The organism is Actinomadura sp. 3N407 (genome assembly GCF_052245875.1).
Taxonomy (GTDB): Bacteria; Actinomycetota; Actinomycetes; order Streptosporangiales; family Streptosporangiaceae; genus Spirillospora.
The window spans coordinates 132,605-149,152 of the sequence record NZ_JBQQBP010000007.1 but is presented as its reverse complement, the minus strand read 5'-3'; the positions used below and the strand labels follow the sequence as shown (position 1 = coordinate 149,152).

Sequence of the window (16,548 nt, the reverse complement as noted above, 5' to 3'; positions counted from 1 at the left end):
CGTTCAGCGCTCGTTGAGGGGCAGCAGCACCCGGAACCGGGTGTCGCCCGGAAGCGACTCGACGCGGATGTCGCCGCCGTGCCGGCCGGCGACGATGCGCCAAGAGATGTCGAGCCCGAGGCCGGTGCCCTGCCCGACCGGCTTCGTGGTGAAGAACGGGGTGAAGATCCGGTCGAGGTCCTCCTCGGCGATGCCCGTCCCGGTGTCGCCGATCTCCACGAGCGCGTGGTCGTTGTCGCGCGCGGTGCGGATCGAGAGGGTCCCCGACCCCTGCATCGCGTACAGCGCGTTGACGATCAGGTTCGTCCAGACCTGGTTCAGCTCGGCCGCGTAGACCGGGACGGGCGGCAGGCCCGGGTCGTAGTCGGTCTTCACCGTCACGTCCGGGCCGATCTTGCGTCTCAGCATGGTGAGCGTGCTGTCGAGCAGCTCGCGCAGGTCGGCGCGCAGGTAGGCGGCACGGTCGAGCTGGGAGTACTGGCGCGCCGAGTCCAGCAGCGCGGTGATGCGGCCCATCGCGTCGGAGATCTCCGCCTGGAGCTGCGTGACCTCCAGCACCTCGGCGAGCCAGCGCACCGCCGCCGGCAGGTGGTCGCCCGCCGCCCGCGCGACCTCCCCGGCCTGCCCGGTCCCGATCCCGGCGGCGACCAGGCCCGGCGCGAGGTCCCAGGCGTCCGCGACGCCGTGCTCCTCCAGCCAGTCGCCCAGCTCGTCCTCGGCGTCGCTGACCTCCAGGGGGCTCCGCCGGGTTCCCGGGCGGGCGGGCGCCGGACGCAGCGACGCGAGCGCGCTCAGCCGCGTGCAGTCGACGCCTTCGGCCGCGAGGTCGGCCAGCCTCGCCTGCGCGCCGAGCAGCCGCTCGCCGAGCTCGGCGCTGGCCCGCGCCGCCGCCGCGGCCGGGTTGTTCAGCTCGTGGGTCAGCCCGGCGGTGATCGTGCCGAGCGCGGTGAGACGCTCGACCTGGTCGACGACCCGCCGGCTGTTGGTCATCCCGAAGAACACGCCCTCCAGCAGGTGGGTGGCCATCGGGAACCACTTGCGGACCGCCGTGGCGAACTTGCGGGCCGGAATCGCGAACACCCGCGCGGGACGCGTCGCCCGCAGCGTGTGCTGGTACCTCTGCTCGATCTTGTCGCCCAGGTACGCCTGCACGGCGCCGCCGTAGGTACCGGGGCGGTCCGTCCGGCTGACCTCCACAAGGTGGTCCCGGACGTTCTGGGTCATCACCATCTCGCCGTCCAGCAGCACGTACAGGAACTCGGCGGGATCGCCCTGCGCGCAGATCACACCGTCCTCGGGGTACTCCACGACGTGCCCGCACGCCGACAGCCAGCCGAGCTTCTCGTCGTCGAGGTCCTCGAAGAGGAACAGCCCGCGCAGGACCTCCGGTGACACCGTGCCGCTCATGCCTGCTCCAGATACCGGTGGACGAGAGCGACGGCCATCGCGCCGTCGCCGACCGCGGAGGCGACGCGCTTCATCGACTCCGCGCGGACGTCGCCCGCGGCGAACACGCCGGGGACGCTGGTCTCCAGATGGTAGGGCTGGCGGGCGAGCGGCCACCCGGCGGGGCGGCGGCCCCCGGCGACGAGGTCGGGGCCCGTCAGGACGTAGCCGCGCGCGTCGCGCTCGACGAACCCGTCGAGCCATCCCGTGCCGGGCTCGGCGCCGATGAACACGAACAGCCAGTGCGCGTCGATCGTCTTCTTGCCGCCCGGCCACGCGAACGTGAGCCGCTCCAGCCGGCCGACGCCCTCGGCGGCGCAGACGGTCTTGCCGGTGTGGACCTCGATGTTGGGCGTCTCGGCGATCTGCTGGATCAGGTAGTGCGACATCGACTTGTCCAGGCCGTCCGCCCGGACGACGAGGTGCACCTTCCCGGCGTACCTCGCGAGGTGCACCGCGGCCTGACCGGCGGAGTTGGCGCCGCCGACGACGGCGACCTCCTCGCCCGCGCAGGCCGGGGCCTCGGTGAGCGCGGCGCCGTAGAACACGCCGCGGCCGACGAAGTCGTCCACGCCCTCGGCGTTGAGGCGGCGGTACGAGACGCCGGTCGACAGGATGACGGCGTGTGCGGCGATCTCCGTACCGTCCGCCAGCCGCGCCACCCGGGCGGTGCCGTGCGACTCCAGGCCGGTGACCTCCCCGGTCCGCAGCAGCTCGGCGCCGAACCGGTCGGCCTGCCGGCGGGCCCGGTCGGCGAGCTGTGCCCCGCTCACCCCGTCGGGGAAGCCGAGGTAGTTCTCGATGCGGGAACTCTGCCCGGCCTGGCCGCCGAGGGCGCGCCGCTCCACGACGACCGTCCGCAGCCCCTCGGACGCGCCGTACACGGCCGCGCCGAGCCCGGACGGCCCGCCGCCGACGACGATCAGGTCGTAGAACCCGGTGGACGGGGTGCCGGCCAGCCCGATCGCGGACGCCAGCTCCGCGTCGGACGGCGCGGACAGCGCCGCCCCGTCCGTGGTCACGATCAGCGGCAGCTCCGGGGCGCCGGCCGCGGCGACCAGCTCCGCGCCCTCCGGGTCGCCGTCCATCAGCCAGGTGTAGGGCACCTGGTGGCGGGCGAGGAAGTCGCGGACCTCGTAGCAGCGGGCCGACCAGCGGTGCCCGACGACGCGCAGCTCGCCCGGCGGGCGCCGGTCGGTGCGCGCCCACGCGTCGATCTGGGCGTCGATCACCGGGTAGAACTTCTCCTCCGGCGGGTCCCACGGCTTGAGCAGATAGTGGTCGAGGTCGACGACGTTGATCGCGCGGATCGCGGCGTCGGTGTCGGCGTAGGCGGTGAGCAGGACCCGCCGGGCGTACGGGAACAGGTCCATGGCGCGTTCCAGGAACTCCACGCCGTTCATCTCGGGCATCCGGTGGTCGGCGAGCATCACGGCCGTGTCGTCGCCGCGCAGCCGCAGCTCGCTCAGCGCGTCCAGGGCCTGCCGGCCGGACTCGGCGCGCACGACCCGGTACGACTCGGCGTACCTGCGGCGCAGGTCACGCGCCACGGCCCGGGACACGCCCGGGTCGTCGTCGACCGTCAGAAGCACCGGCTTGGACAACGCGACTCCCTCGTTTCCGTACAACCCGGATGAAAGCCTACGTCCCTTCGGCGCCCCCGGGGGCGGGGCGGCGCCGCGCCATCGGTCATCATCGGTGGCATGGACCTGCGTGTTGCGCTGATCGGATACGGCACCGGCGGCTCGGTGTTCCACGCCCCGCTGATCTCCTCGGTGCCGGGAATGCGGCTGGCGGCGGTCGTGACGGGGAACCCGGGCCGGCAGGAGGCCGTCCGGGAGCGGTACCCGGAGGCGGAGGTGTTCGGCAGCGCCGACCGCCTCTGGAGCGCACCGGAAGGCTATGACCTGGTCGTGGTCACGGCGCCGAACCGGCAGCACGTCCCGCTGGCCCGGACGGCGCTGACCTCCGGCGTCCCGGTCGTGGTGGACAAGCCGGTGGCGGCCTCGGCCGCCGACGCCCGTTCGCTGGCCGCGCTGAGCGCCGTGCGGGGTCTGCCGGTGTTCCCGTTCCACAACCGGCGCTGGGACGGCGACTACCGGACCGCCCGGCGGCTGATCGGCTCCGGCGCCCTCGGCGACGTCCAGCGGTTCGAGTCGCGGTTCGAACGCTGGCGTCCCGGCGTCAAGGCGGGCTGGAAGGAGAGCACCGACCCCCGCGACGCGGGCGGCATCCTGTTCGACCTCGGCTCCCACCTCATCGACCAGGCGGTCACGCTGTTCGGCCGCCCGGAACGGGTGTACGCCGAGATCGACACGCGCCGCAGCGGCGCGGGCACCCCCGACGACGTGTTCGTGGCCCTGGCCCACCCGGGCGGAACCCGCTCCCACCTGTGGATGAGCGCGACGGCCGCGCAGTTCGGCCCGCGGTTCCGGGTGCTCGGGAGCGGCGCGTCCTACACGGTGTCCGGCATGGACCGGCAGGAGGAGCAGCTCCGCGAGGGCCTCACTCCCAAGGACCCCGGCTACGGCATCGCGTCACCGGAATCGCACGGCATGCTCGGCGTCCCCGGCGAGGGGACCGCCGAACCCACCGACCCCGGCGCCTACCACGAGTTCTACGGGAGCGTCGTCCGCACCCTCCGCGACGACGCTCCCCCTCCGGTGACCCTCGCCGACGCGGTCACCGGCCTGGAGGTCATCGAGGCCGCGGCCCGCTCGGCCGGCGAGCACACCGTCGTCGCGCTCGGCGATCAGTAGCGCAGGTCGGCCAGCACCCCGTAGTGGTCGGACGGGACGACGCCGTCCACCGGCCGGTCGCCGATCAGCTCGCAGTGCACGGGATGGCCGGCGCCGCCCGCCCGCGGCCACGCCGAGAAGACGTAGTCGATACGGCGGTCGGGCCACAGGACGGGCGCCGTCCAGTGGTTGGTTCGGCTCCAGGTGTGCCCGGCGGTGCCGCCGCCCGCCATCTCCCAGGCGTCGTAGAAGACCACGCCGGGTGCCGCGGCGGCGGCGCGCCCGGTCAGCATGCGGATCTCGTCGGAGTCCGGCGCCGCGTTGAAGTCCCCGCACACCACGACCGGCGCGTCGGTTCCGGCCGCCTGGCGGACGAAGCCGCCGAGGGCGCGGACCTGCTCCTGGCGCTGCGCGCTGTGGCCGAGCTTCCAGCCGAGGACGGTCCCGAAGACGTGGAGGGGGCCGCGCGGCCCGTCCGCCCTGGCGTGCACCGCGTGGCCGGAGTCGGATTCGTCCTGCTGGAAGCCGAGTTGCTGGCGCCCCACCTGGCCGAGGGGCCAGCGGGACAGCAGGGCGATGCCCGACCTGCCCCCGACGGCGGACGGGGAGCCGCGGAACACGGTGTGCGGCAGGCCGAGCGCCTCCGCGAACCGGCCGGCCTGCGCCTCGTCGTCGTCCTCCCACGCCTCGATCAGGACGACGACGTCGGGCGCGGCGTCCCGGAGGGTCGCGATGATCGCCGGTTCGCGTTCGCGCCAGGGACCGTGGCGGTCCCAGACGTTCCAGGTGGCGACCCGGACCGTGGTCTCGATCTGCGGGCCGTACGGCTGCTCGATGTCATAAGGCATGACGCGAGGGTCTCAGTGCGTGCGGCGGGCCGCCAGGATCCCGGCCGGGGATCAGAGGACGGAGACGTGGATGTGGTCGTAGTGGTTCGCGGTGATGCTGCCGCGGTTCTCCATCTGGCGCCAGCCGCCGCTGCTGCGGAAGTCGTAGATGCGCTGCTTCCAGATGATGTACTTGAGGCCGAGCCTGGAGGCGTTGCCGATCAGGTACTGGGAGACGTTGTCGCCGTGCGCCTGGGCGGAGGCGCTCGGCATCCGGCCGCCCGTGCTCTCCATGAAGTCGCAGGCCGTACCCGAGCCGTGGTCCTGCGGGTCGCCGGGACGCGCGCAGCCGATCGAGGGGAACGCGCCGAACTTGCCGTCGATCTCCACGAGGACGCTCCGCATGCGCGCGGTCATGGAGTTCCCGACGATCGGGGACTTGGTGCCGCTCGCCCCGTCGGGACGGCCGCTCCCGCCGCCACCCGTGGGCGCCTGCGTCTGCGTCACCTGGGGCTTGTACTTGGCCAGCAGCTTCTTGACGCGGGTGCGCTGGCTCTTCAGGTCCTTGATCTCCTTCTCGACCGCGTCGAGCTTCTTGCGGGCCGTCTCGTTCGACTGCTCCGCCTTGGCCGTGAGGGTCCGCAGGTTCTCCAGGCGGCGGCCGTTGTTGCGGCTGATGTGCTCGATGACGGCGGCGTCGTGGACGGCCGCGCCGGGCTCGGCCGAGGAGATGATCGGGATCACGTCGAGCCGGCCGGTCATGTAGGAGGTGGAGGCGAGGCGGGCGACGTCGGCGCGCGCGGCGTCGTACTCCCGGTCGACGCGTTCGGCGTCCGCGCCGGCGCGCTCGGCGGCCTTCTTCGCCGCCTCCAGCGTGACGAGCTCGCCGCGGTACTCCTTCGACAGCTTCTCGGACTCGACCTTGAGTTTGGCGTACTTCTTCTCAAGGTCGTCCGGCGCCTGCGGGAGGCTCGCGGCGCTCGCGGCGGTCCCCGAGGCCGGGGGCAGCGCCACCGTGACGCCCGCCGCGAGGGCCAGCGCCGCCAGGCGCCGCGACGTTCTGCGCCCGCCCGTCGCGCGAGCGGTCCTGCCGGGGGGATCGAGGGCCGCCACAGATCACTCCTAGATAACAAAGCTCAAGATTGGCGGCACGCTACCACAATCACCCATTTAGCCTCAGAAGCTTCAAGAAACACATAGAGTCACCCGTGGGCTACCGAAGGGCCACACCGTACGAGACCGAGGGGCCGGGCCGCCGTACGGCGGTCCGGCCCCTGCTCCGGCGTCGCCGGGGAGGCCCCCGGCGCTCCCCGGTCACGGCCCGACGAGCTCCTCCCAGCGCGGGATCCGCGGCCGGGACAGCAGCCGCAGGCCCGCCTCGGCGACCGTCCGGTCCCCCTTGCGGTTGTTGCACCTGCCACAGGCCAGGACGGTGTTCTCCCAGGTGTCGCCGCCGCCGCGCGACTGCGGGTGGACGTGGTCGATGGTGTTGCCGCGCTTGCCGCAGTAGCAGCACCGGCCCCGGTCGCGCAGGTACACGCCGCGCTTGCTCCACGGCGGGCGCCTGCCGTGCCGCCAGCGCATCGCCACGTACCGGACGAGCCGCAGGACCCGCGGCACCGGGAACCGGCCGAAGGTCGCGCCCTCCTCGGCCTCCTCGACGACCGCCACCTCGCGCACCAGCATGCGGATGGCGTGCCGCAGGTCCACCCTTTGTAAGGGCTCGTACGACGCGTTCAGGACGAGCACGTTCACCGGGTCACCTCCCAACACCTGTGCCGCTCCCCCGCCAGGATTCGAACCTGCATATCCGCATTAACGGTGCGGCGTTCTGCCGTTGAACTACAAGGGAATGCTCCGGCAATTCTGAGGCTTCCGGGCATTCCCGGAAGCCTCCATAAGAGTGCCGATACGGCGGTCACTGAGGCAACGTGTTTTCGGCCCGCGGCCGCCGCGGCGGCCGGGGCGGCCGTTCAGGGCGCTCAGAGCGCGGCGGGGAGGGCGGTGACGGCGGCCTGGTATTCCATGGACTCGCGCTCCATCCGGAAGCCGAGTTCCTCGTTGACGGCGAGCATGTGGACGTTGTCGCCGGCGTTGTCGGTCTCGATCTCGCGGACGCCGGGGCACGCCCCGGCCAGCCATTCGAGCATGGCCGCCTTCACCCAGATGCCCAGACGCCGGCCGCGGTGCTCGGGGACGACGGCGGTGTCGTACTGGGCGGCGCGGCCGGTACAGCCGTGCGGGACGACGACCTCGGTGAACCCCGCGATGACGCCGCCGGACAGGGCGGCGACGGTGTACAGGTCGTCGCCGCGCTTGGCGACGACCTCGGCCATCTCGCGGACACGGTGCGCGTCCCAGGGCGTCCCCTCGTACTCGGCGAAGTCCGCCATGGCGTGCTTGGCGCGGGCGAGCGCTGTGGCGTGCTCGTCCGGGACCGCGCCCCGCCAGCGGACGAGGTCGTACCCGGGGTGTTCCTCGGCCAGGAGCCGGGCGACGTGCCCGGCCGGGACGTCGTCCAGCCGCAGCAGCATGCCGCGCAGGGTCAGGACGCATTCGAAGCCGTGCGACTCCAGGAACGGGACGGCCGGGGTGCCCGCGAGCACCTGCGCGATCACGCTGGTGCGCCCGTCGGCGCGCAGCCCCCCGGCGGCGACGGCGAGGAGCCGGCCGCCGAGGCCGCGGCGGCGGTGCCCGGGGCGGACCCGGATGTCGATCTCGCCGGGACGGCCGGTGCCGGGCTCGCCCGGCAGCCGGAGCGCGGCCACCGCGGCGAGGCGGGCGCCGTCGGTCACGGCCCACAGCCGCCGCCGCGCCCCGGGCTCCGCGCCGAGCAGCAGCCGCGCCGTCCGTTCCGGGTCGGGGTCGGGCTCCGCTGCCGGATCGGCGGCGTGGACGGCCGTGAGCACGCCGTGCCACTCCCGGATCTGCGCGTCCGTCGGATCATCGATCGCGATGACGTCCATCCGACTGTTGTACCTGATCGTCGCGCGGCGTGACCGGGACCCTCGGCAACCCGGGGTTTCGGTCGGCGGGAACGGCGCTCAGCAGCCGCGCGAGAACGCCTCCAGAATGCGTTCGGCCGCGAGGGCGGGGGTGAGGGCGCCGTCGGCCACCTCGCGTTCCAGTTGCGGCGCCAGCCTCCGGACGTCGGGGTGCGCGTGCAGTTCGGTGAGGAGCCGCTCGCGGACCATCGCCCACGTCCAGCCGACCTGCTGCCGCCGCCGCCTGGTCTCCAGCTCGCCGGACTCGCGCAGCCGCTCCTGGTGCTCGACGAGCTTGCCCCACACCTCGTCCAGCCCGGTGCCCTCCTTGGCGCTGCAGGTCAGGACGGCGGTGTCGCGGATCCGCTCGTCGCTGCGCAGCAGCCGCAGCGCGCCCGACAGCTCGCGGGCGGCGCGCTCGGCCTCCATCCTGTGCTCGCCGTCGGCCTTGTTGACGGCGATGACGTCGGCCAGCTCCAGGACGCCCCTCTTGATGCCCTGCAGCTGGTCGCCGGTGCGGGCGAGGGTGAGGAACAGGAACGAGTCGACCATGTCGGCGACGGCGGTCTCGGACTGGCCGACGCCGACGGTCTCGACGAGGACGACGTCGTACCCGGCGGCCTCCATGACGACCATGGCCTCGCGGGTGGCCTTGGCGACGCCGCCGAGGGTCCCGGCGGTGGGCGAGGGGCGGATGAACGCGTCCGGGTCGACGGCGAGGCGCTGCATGCGGGTCTTGTCGCCGAGGATGCTGCCGCCCGTCCGGGTCGAGGACGGGTCCACGGCGAGCACCGCGACCTTGTGGCCCTCGCCCGTCAGGCGGGTGCCGAGCGCGTCGATGAACGTGGACTTGCCGACGCCCGGCACCCCGGTGATCCCGACGCGGCGGGCGCCGCCCGCGTGCGGGGTCAGCTCGACCAGCAGCTTCTGCCCGAGGTCCCGGTGGTCGGGCCGGCTCGACTCCACGAGCGTGATCGCCCGCGCGATCCACGCCCGCGACCCGTCGAGGACCCCGGCCGCGTAGTCGTCGAGGCCCGGCTTCACTGGTCCGCGTGGCCCAGCGAGGCGGTCAGCTCGTCCAGCAGGCCGGTCGCCGCGTCCGCCAGGACGGTGCCGGGCGGGAAGATCGCCGCGGCGCCCGCGGCGCGCAGCTCGTCGAAGTCGCCCGGCGGGATGACCCCGCCGACGACGATCATGATGTCGTCGCGGCCGAGCGCGGACAGCTCCTCGCGCAGCGCCGGCACGAGCGTGAGGTGGCCGGCGGCGAGGGAGTTGACGCCGACGATGTGCACGTCGGCCTCGACGGCCTGCCGGGCGACCTCGCCCGGGGTCTGGAACAGCGGGCCCACGTCGACGTCGAAGCCGAGGTCGGCGAACCCCGTCGCGATCACCTTCTGACCGCGGTCGTGGCCGTCCTGGCCCATCTTGGCGACGAGGATGCGGGGGCGGCGCCCCTCGGCCTCCTCGAACGCCGCGGCGGCCGCGCGGGCCTTCTCGATCGCCGTCACCTGACCCGCTTCCTCCCTGTACACCCCGGAGATCGTACGGATCTGCGCGGCGTGCCGCCCGTACGCCTTCTCCAGCGCGTCCGAGATCTCCCCGACGGTCGCCTTGGCGCGGGCGGCGCCGATCGCGAGGGCCAGGAGGTTGTGCTCCAGGCCGGGCTCCCGGGTCCCCTTCTCGGCGGCGCCGGCCGCGCGGGTCAGGGCCTCCAGCGCCGACAGCGTCGCGGTCTCGTCGCGCTCCTCGCGCAGCCGGCGCAGCTTGTCGATCTGCTGCGCGCGGACGGAGGCGTTGTCGACCTTGAGGACCTCGATCTCCTGCTCGGTGTCCGGGCGGTACTTGTTGACGCCGACGACGGGCTGCCGGCCGGAGTCGATGCGGGCCTGCGTGCGGGCGGCGGCCTCCTCGATGCGGAGCTTGGGCAGCCCCTCGTCGATCGCCTTGGCCATGCCGCCGGCCTCCTCGACCTCGGTGATGTGGCCCCAGGCTCGGCGGGCGAGGTCGTAGGTGAGCCGCTCGACGTAGGCGCTGCCGCCCCACGGGTCGATGGTCCGGGTCGTCCCGGACTCCTGCTGGAGGACCAGCTGGGTGTTGCGGGCGATGCGGGCCGAGAAGTCGGTCGGCAGCGCGAGGGCCTCGTCCAGCGCGTTGGTGTGCAGCGACTGGGTGTGGCCCTGAGTGGCGGCCATGGCCTCGATGCAGGTGCGGGCGACGTTGTTGTAGACGTCCTGCGCGGTGAGGGACCAGCCTGACGTCTGGCAGTGCGTCCGCAGCGACAGCGACTTGGGGTTCCGCGGGCCGAACGTCTTCACCAGCCGCGCCCACAGCAGGCGGGCGGCGCGGAGCTTGGCGACCTCCATGAAGAAGTTCATCCCGATCGCCCAGAAGAACGACAGGCGGGGCGCGAACGCGTCGATGTCCAGGCCCGCGTCGCGTCCGGCGCGGATGTACTCGACGCCGTCGGCGAGGGTGTAGGCCAGCTCCAGGTCGGCCGTGGCCCCGGCCTCCTGGATGTGGTAGCCGGAGATCGAGATGGAGTTGTACTTCGGCATCCGCTGCGAGGTGAACGCGAAGATGTCGGAGATGATCCGCATCGACGGCTGCGGCGGGTAGATGTAGGTGTTGCGGACCATGAACTCCTTGAGGATGTCGTTCTGGATGGTCCCGGCGAGCGCCTCCGGTTTCACCCCCTGCTCCTGCGCGGCGGCGATGTAGAGCGCGAGGACGGGCAGGACGGCGCCGTTCATGGTCATCGACACGCTCATCTCGTCCAGCGGGATGCCGTCGAAGAGCTGCCGCATGTCGTAGATCGAGTCGATCGCCACGCCGGCCATGCCGACGTCGCCGGAGACGCGCGGGTGATCGGAGTCGTAGCCGCGGTGGGTGGCCAGGTCGAACGCGACCGACAGTCCCTTCTGCCCGGCCGCGAGGTTGCGCCGGTAGAAGGCGTTGGACTCCTCGGCGGTGGAGAAGCCGGCGTACTGCCGGATCGTCCACGGCTGCGTCGCGTACATCGCCGGGTAGGGGCCGCGCAGGTACGGCGCGATGCCCGGGTAGGTGTCGAGGAAGTCGAGCCCGGCCAGGTCGTCGCCGGTGTAGAGGGGACGGACGCCGATGCCCTCCGGGGTGTCCCAGGTCTGGGCTTCGGGGTCCGCGCCGGTCGTGTCGGCGACCGCGGCGCGCCACCGCTTGGCGGCCTCGTCGGCCGGGGGCGCCGTCCCGAGCTCGATCTCGGTGAAGTCGGGGATCATTCGTTCACTCCCAGATCGTGGAGGGTGGTCTCCAGCACCTCGATCGCGTCGCATCCCGCGTACACGCCGGCGTCGACCCCCTCATACGTTCCCTTACCCGCGAGCCAGACCTTCACTGCACCCGCTTCGCGCAGAACCCGCGCCGCCTCCGCCGCTCTGCTCGTCGCACCGTCCGAACCCGCCTCCCCGTACAGCCCGTCGCTGGAGCAGATGCAGGCGACGGTCGTCCCGGACGTCCCGAACTCCTCGGGCGCGCCGGTGACCGTCTCGATCCCGCCCGCCTGGAAGAGGTTGGCGGCGAACGACGCGCGCGCCGTGTGGACGGCGATGGGCCCGAGCGTGGCGAGGAACACCCGGGGACGGGTGCCGGTCGCCTCGGCGTGGGCGTCGGAGCGGTCGCGGAGGGCCTCGAAGTCCTGCGCGTACGTGACGACGGGAAGCCCGCCGCGCGGTTCCCGGGGCGCGGGGGCCCGCTCGGGGAGGGCCTCGGCGAGGTTGGGGAACTCGCTGACGCCGGTGAGCGGGGCCCTGCGCCGGGCGATGTCCGCGCGGCGCCGCGCCCACGTCGCGGCGAGCCGGTCGGCGACGAGCCCCGATTCGAGGGCGGCGGCGAGGCCCCCCGCCCTCTCGATCTCGGTGAACCGGGCCCAGGCGGCGTGGGCGAGTCCCTCGGTGAGGTTCTCGGCGTACCAGGAGCCGCCGGCCGGGTCGACGACGCGGGCGAGGCTCGACTCCTCCAGCAGCAGCGTCTGGGTGTTGCGGGCGATGCGGCGGGCGAAGTCGTCCGGCAGCCCGAACCGGGCGTCGAACGGCTGGACGGTGACCGCGTCGGCGCCGCCGGTCCCGGCGGCGAACGTCGCGATGGTGGTGCGGAGCATGTTCACCCACGGGTCGCGCCGCGTCATCATCGCCGACGACGTCACGGCGTGGACGCGCGCGGCCGTCCCCTCGGCGGCCCCGCTGACCTCCGCGACCCGCGCCCACAGGCGGCGGACGGCGCGGAGCTTGGCGATCGAGGCGAACTGGTCGGCGTTCACGGCGACGCGGAACTCGATCTGCCCGAACGCCTCGTCCACGCTCAGCCCCGCACCGGTCAGCGCGCGCAGGTAGGCGACGCCCGCCGCGACGGCCGCGCCCAGTTCCTCGGCGTCGCCGCCGCCCGCGTCGTGGTACGGGGTCCCGTCGGCGACGAGGGCGCGCAGCTTCGGGAACTCGCGGACGCAGCGGACGGCGAGCGCGGCGGCGTCGTCCAGGGAACCGGGCGTGCCGGTGCGCGCCGCGAGACCGAGCGGGTCGGCGCCGAGGTTGCCGGACGCGTCGGCGGCGTTGCCGCGCTCGGCGGCCAGGGAGAGGAACACGTCCGCGGCCTCGGCGGTCTGCTCTCCCGCGTCCAGCACGATCGGCGCGAGGTCCAGCAGGACGCCGCGCAGCGCCTCGGGGAGCCCGGTGACCGGCAGCCCGCCGCCGCCGAGCCGCAGCCACACGGAGGTGGCGCCGTTCTCCAGGTCGGCGAGGATCGCCTCCCGGGTGACCGCAGGGTCGGGGTGCGCGTGCCGCTGCCGGACGTCCCATCCGGCGATGCCCTCGCCGTCCGGCCGCACCTCGCGGACGTACGGGGCGAGGCCGGGGCGTCCCGGCGGGGCGTCGTCGCGCGTGTAGAGCGCGGCGATCGGCACCCCGTCGTAGGACTCGCGGGTCAGCAGACCCTCGATCTCGTCGAGGGGGGCGTCCTCCGCCGCCGCGCCGGACTTGCGCAGCACCCCCTTCACCATCTCCCGCCACCGGTCGCGTTCGGCCGGGGGGAAGGCGGCTGCCAGTTCGAGTTCCTCAGGCGGCACCGTCATGCCCTGGATCGTAGGCGAGCGACCGAATCCGGCTCTAAAGCGGGTCCCGCTGACCAGAACCGCCGCGCCGGACCGGAGGCACCGGTTAACGGTGCGGCGGGCGGGAAGGGGGAGTCCATGACCTTGGATTCCCTCCCCGGTGACCTCTACCACATGCAGGAACTCCTCGACGAGCACGAGAAGGAGATCGTCGGACGGGTGCGCGCCTTCCTGGAGTCGAAGGTCGCTCCGATCGCGAACGACTGCTGGGCGCGGGCCCGGTTCCCGTTCGACCTGATCCCCCAGTACGGGGAGCTCGGCATCGCCGGCCTCGCCCACGACGAGTGCCCGGGTGAGAAGCCGAGCAGCCTGCTCAGCGGGTTCCTGGCGATGGACATGGCCCGCGTGGACCCGTCCATGGCCACGTTCTTCGGTGTGCACACGGGCCTCGCCATGGGCAGCATCGGCCGGTGCGGGTCGCCCGAGCAGCGCGAGCGGTGGCTGCCCGCGATGGGGCGGATGGAGAAGATCGGCGCGTTCGCGCTCACCGAGCCGGAGGGCGGGTCGGACGTGGCTCTCGGACTGCGCACCACCGCGCGCCGGGACGGCGACACATGGGTGCTGAACGGAGCCAAACGCTGGATCGGCAACGCGACGTTCGCCGACCACACCGTCGTCTGGGCCAGGGACGAGGCGGACGACCAGGTGAAGGGCTTCGTCGTCGCCAAGGACACGCCGGGCTTCACCGCCACCCGGATCGAGAACAAGATCGCGCTGCGGACCGTGGAGAACGCCGACATCGTGCTTTCGGACTGCCGCGTCCCGGAGGCCGACCGGCTCGCGGGCGCCGACGGCTTCAGGGACACGGCGGCGATCCTGCGCCGGACGCGCAGCGGCGTCGCCTGGCAGGCCGTCGGGGTCATGCTCGCCGCCTACGAGATCGCCCGCGACTACGCGGTGGAGCGCGAGCAGTTCGGCCGGCCGATCGCCCGTTTCCAGCTCGTCCAGGACCTGCTGGTCAAGATGCTCGGGAACGCCACCGCCTCGCTCGGCATGGTGGTGCGGCTCGCCCAGCTCCAGGACGACGGCCTCTACCGCGACGAGCACTCGGCGCTCGCCAAGGCGTACTGCACCACCCGGATGCGGGAGGTGGTCGGCTGGGCGCGCGAGCTCATGGCCGGCAACGGGATCGTGCTCGACTACGGCATCGGCCGGTTCGTCGCCGACGCCGAGGCGCTCTACTCCTACGAGGGCACCCGGGAGATCAACACGCTGATCGTCGGGCGCGCCGCGACGGGGCTCGGCGCGTTCGTCTGACGGCTCCGTCCGGGACGCCCGCGGCATACCCCGGACGGGCACCTGGCGAGGGGCGTTGCTAGAGTTCGGCGTCGTAGCCCCCAACGGAACCCGTGAGGAAGACGAACGCATGTCGACAGGCAGCCACGCCGGGCGCCCGAAGTCCTGGGTCGCCGTGACCATCATCTTCATCGGCTTCGTCGTCGGCGGCGTGGGCATCGTCATGGGTCCGGACTGGATCGTGTTCGGGGTCGGCGCGGCGCTGGTCGCGATCGGCGGCGTCTTCGCGCTGGCCGTGGACATCATGACCGACGTCGTCGTCGACGAGCCGCGGCAGTAGCGAGTGTTCGGCCGTCCCCCCATCGAGGAGCGGATCGCCGCACGGCAGCGTGAACGCGGGCCTCTCAAGCCGGGCTCCGTGTTCCCGCACGCCCCCGCCAAGATGCTGTTCTTCTTCAGCCTCGGCGTGGTCGTGGTCACCCACCTCATCGCGCTGTCGCCGTACTTCTTCGAATAGGGCCTGGCCTCGGATCGCGCGCCGGGGCCGCCTAGCCGCCTCGATCCTCGCGGTTCGGCGGGTCCTCCCGCTTGTCGCCCAGGTAGAACAGCCCCACGAGGACGAAGATCCCGACGGCGGCCAGGATCGCGAGCGCGCCGATGAGAGCCGACCCGGACACGGGAATCACCTTCATTTCTTGTGCATTTCTTGTGCGGCGTCTCTCCCCGGAGACTGCCCGCTGAAAGGCGGGTCAAAAGAGCGTCAAGAAGATCCCCGGGGACCGCTCCACGCCCGTCCGGCGCGTGCGAACGGGACGGCGGCGACGTACGGTCGAAGAGATGTGGCCGCCTGCGTCGCCCCCGAGCCAGAGGTGGTGGGATGGCCCTGCGATTCGGAATCGAGGAGGAGTACTTCGTCGTCGATCCCGTCTCCCGGGAGGTCGTTCCCCGCGCCGCGGCCGTGGTGCGGCGGGCCACCGCGGCGCTGGGCGAGCGCACCTCCACCGAGCTGGTCGACTTCCTCGCCGAGGCCAAGACGCCGCCGTGCGACGACCTCGACAAGCTCGCCGAGCAGATCCGGTCGATGCGGTCGGCGATGGCGGCCGCCGCCGCGGCCGAGGGCGTCCGGCTCGCCGCCACCGGGACGCCCGTGCTGGGCGAGGTGATCCCCGCCCCCATCAGCGCGGGCGCCCGCTACGCCGAGAGCCTCGCGGTGTACCGGGGCCTGGACGACGAGCAGAGCATCTGCTCCTGCCACGTCCACGTCGAGATGCCCGACCGCGAGCGCGCGATCCAGGTCGGCAACCATCTGCGTCCATGGCTGCCGACGCTGGTGGCCCTGGCGGCGAACTCGCCGTACTGGGCGGGCCGGGACACCGGGCACGCCTGCTGGCGGGTGATGGCCTGGGCGCGGTGGCCGGTTGCGGGGCCGCCGCCGTTCTTCGAGTCGGCGGCGCACTACGACGATCTCGTCGGGACGCTGCTGGACTGCGGCGCCCTGATGGACACCGGCACGATCTTCTGGGACGTGCGGCCGTCGGCGCGGCTGCCCACCGTGGAGATCCGGCTCGCGGACGTCGCCCCGACCGCCGGGGACGCCGCCGTGTTCGCCGCGCTGATCCGGGCGCTGGTGCAGGTCTCGGCCGCCGCGGTGGACGCGGGCGAGCGGGCGCCGGACCCGCCGCAGGAGATGCTGCGCGCCGCGTACTGGCTGGCCGCGCGGGACGGCCTGGCCGGGACCGGGGTGGACGTGTGCACGGGCCGCCCCGCCGGGTTCCGGGAGCTGGCCGGGGACCTGCTGGCGCACGTGCTGCCCGCGCTGCGCGACAGCGGGGACCTCGCCGCAGTCGTCCGCGGCGTCCGCCGCCTCCTGACGGGCGGGACCGGCGCGGAGCGGCAGCGCGGCGCCTACCGCAGGCGCGGCCGGCTGACCGATGTGGTCGACGCCGCGATACTGCGGGATCGGTGATCGCGGCGGAAGCGATCCGACGGCCCGCGGAAGCGATTCGATGATCCCAGGATGTGATTTTACGGTCTTCGCCCGTTTTTCGGTGGTCATCAACGGGTAGTCGTTCAGTTGGCCGTTCTCAGGACGGTGTGATCATTTGACCTCGGGGGATATGAGCATGGGTCCGTCTCGCGCGACCTTCTCCCGCCGCGTACGCTCGACCCGATGCACGTGC

Annotated in this window: 15 protein-coding genes and 1 tRNA gene; 5 read left to right on the top strand and 11 right to left on the bottom strand. The window is 73.1% G+C overall.

Translation table 11 applies throughout. The features are described from left to right. Nucleotides 1-3: 3 nt before the first annotated feature. Nucleotides 4-1,407, bottom strand: coding sequence for an ATP-binding protein (locus ACTWPP_RS19445; RefSeq protein ID WP_443105702.1), 1,404 nt, complete (start codon nt 1,405-1,407; stop codon nt 4-6). Beyond that, the gene (locus tag ACTWPP_RS19440; protein WP_443105701.1) at nt 1,404-3,050 is read right to left on the bottom strand and encodes an FAD-dependent oxidoreductase; all 1,647 of its coding nucleotides are present in this window, start codon (nt 3,048-3,050) and stop codon (nt 1,404-1,406) included. The genes ACTWPP_RS19445 and ACTWPP_RS19440 overlap by 4 nt, the downstream gene beginning before the upstream one ends. Before the next feature lie 99 nt (nt 3,051-3,149). On the opposite strand from ACTWPP_RS19440, the gene ACTWPP_RS19435 reads away from it, so the two are divergent. Further along, nucleotides 3,150-4,205 (top strand): Gfo/Idh/MocA family protein, encoded by a 1,056-nt coding sequence (locus ACTWPP_RS19435; protein ID WP_443105700.1) that lies wholly within the window; start codon nt 3,150-3,152, stop codon nt 4,203-4,205. On the opposite strand, the gene ACTWPP_RS19430 is transcribed toward ACTWPP_RS19435, so the two are convergent. The 8 genes from ACTWPP_RS19430 to ACTWPP_RS19395 all read right to left on the bottom strand — a co-directional run bounded on the left by ACTWPP_RS19430 (nt 4,199) and on the right by ACTWPP_RS19395 (nt 13,093). Continuing rightward, nucleotides 4,199-5,032 carry an endonuclease/exonuclease/phosphatase family protein gene (locus tag ACTWPP_RS19430; RefSeq protein WP_443105699.1) on the bottom strand — a complete coding sequence of 278 codons (834 nt, stop codon included), beginning with the start codon at nt 5,030-5,032 and terminating at the stop codon, nt 4,199-4,201. The two genes, ACTWPP_RS19435 and ACTWPP_RS19430, sit on opposite strands and share 7 nt — an antisense overlap. Nucleotides 5,033-5,083: 51 nt before the next feature. Continuing rightward, nucleotides 5,084-6,124, bottom strand: a complete 1,041-nt coding sequence (locus ACTWPP_RS19425) for a coiled-coil domain-containing protein (RefSeq protein ID WP_443105698.1) — start codon at nt 6,122-6,124, stop codon at nt 5,084-5,086. A gap of 201 nt (nt 6,125-6,325) precedes the next feature. After that, nucleotides 6,326-6,766 (bottom strand): HNH endonuclease, encoded by a 441-nt coding sequence (locus ACTWPP_RS19420; protein WP_443105697.1) that lies wholly within the window; start codon nt 6,764-6,766, stop codon nt 6,326-6,328. Between the two features lie 26 nt (nt 6,767-6,792). Continuing rightward, a tRNA-Asn gene (locus ACTWPP_RS19415) sits at nt 6,793-6,863 on the bottom strand. A gap of 130 nt (nt 6,864-6,993) precedes the next feature. Continuing rightward, nucleotides 6,994-7,977: a GNAT family N-acetyltransferase gene (locus ACTWPP_RS19410; protein WP_443105696.1), complete on the bottom strand. Its 984-nt coding sequence runs from the start codon at nt 7,975-7,977 to the stop codon at nt 6,994-6,996. A gap of 78 nt (nt 7,978-8,055) precedes the next feature. After that, nucleotides 8,056-9,039: a methylmalonyl Co-A mutase-associated GTPase MeaB gene (meaB, locus tag ACTWPP_RS19405; RefSeq protein ID WP_443105695.1), complete on the bottom strand. Its 984-nt coding sequence runs from the start codon at nt 9,037-9,039 to the stop codon at nt 8,056-8,058. Continuing rightward, a complete protein-coding gene (gene scpA, locus ACTWPP_RS19400; RefSeq protein WP_443105694.1) occupies nt 9,036-11,249 on the bottom strand; it encodes a methylmalonyl-CoA mutase in 2,214 nt (737 codons plus the stop codon). Before scpA ends, meaB begins: the two co-directional genes overlap by 4 nt. Further along, a complete protein-coding gene (locus ACTWPP_RS19395; RefSeq protein ID WP_443105693.1) occupies nt 11,246-13,093 on the bottom strand; it encodes a methylmalonyl-CoA mutase family protein in 1,848 nt (615 codons plus the stop codon). Before ACTWPP_RS19395 ends, scpA begins: the two co-directional genes overlap by 4 nt. 117 nt (nt 13,094-13,210) lie before the next feature. Here ACTWPP_RS19395 and ACTWPP_RS19390 point away from each other — a divergent pair, with 117 nt between their 5' ends. The 3 genes from ACTWPP_RS19390 (at nt 13,211) to ACTWPP_RS19380 (ending at nt 14,885) form a co-directional block, all read left to right on the top strand. Next, the gene (locus ACTWPP_RS19390) at nt 13,211-14,389 is read left to right on the top strand and encodes an acyl-CoA dehydrogenase family protein (protein WP_443105692.1); all 1,179 of its coding nucleotides are present in this window, start codon (nt 13,211-13,213) and stop codon (nt 14,387-14,389) included. Between the two features lie 109 nt (nt 14,390-14,498). Beyond that, entirely contained in the window at nt 14,499-14,708 is a 210-nt protein-coding gene (locus ACTWPP_RS19385; protein ID WP_443105691.1) for an HGxxPAAW family protein, read from the top strand. Between the two features lie 3 nt (nt 14,709-14,711). Then, nucleotides 14,712-14,885 (top strand): hypothetical protein, encoded by a 174-nt coding sequence (locus ACTWPP_RS19380; protein WP_443105690.1) that lies wholly within the window; start codon nt 14,712-14,714, stop codon nt 14,883-14,885. Nucleotides 14,886-14,916: 31 nt separating this feature from the next. On the opposite strand, the gene ACTWPP_RS19375 is transcribed toward ACTWPP_RS19380, so the two are convergent. Then, nucleotides 14,917-15,045 carry a hypothetical protein gene (locus ACTWPP_RS19375; RefSeq protein WP_443105689.1) on the bottom strand — a complete coding sequence of 43 codons (129 nt, stop codon included), beginning with the start codon at nt 15,043-15,045 and terminating at the stop codon, nt 14,917-14,919. A gap of 200 nt (nt 15,046-15,245) precedes the next feature. Between ACTWPP_RS19375 and ACTWPP_RS19370 the strand changes: the two genes are divergently transcribed. After that, entirely contained in the window at nt 15,246-16,334 is a 1,089-nt protein-coding gene (locus ACTWPP_RS19370) for a carboxylate-amine ligase (RefSeq protein WP_443105688.1), read from the top strand. Nucleotides 16,335-16,548: the final 214 nt, after the last annotated feature.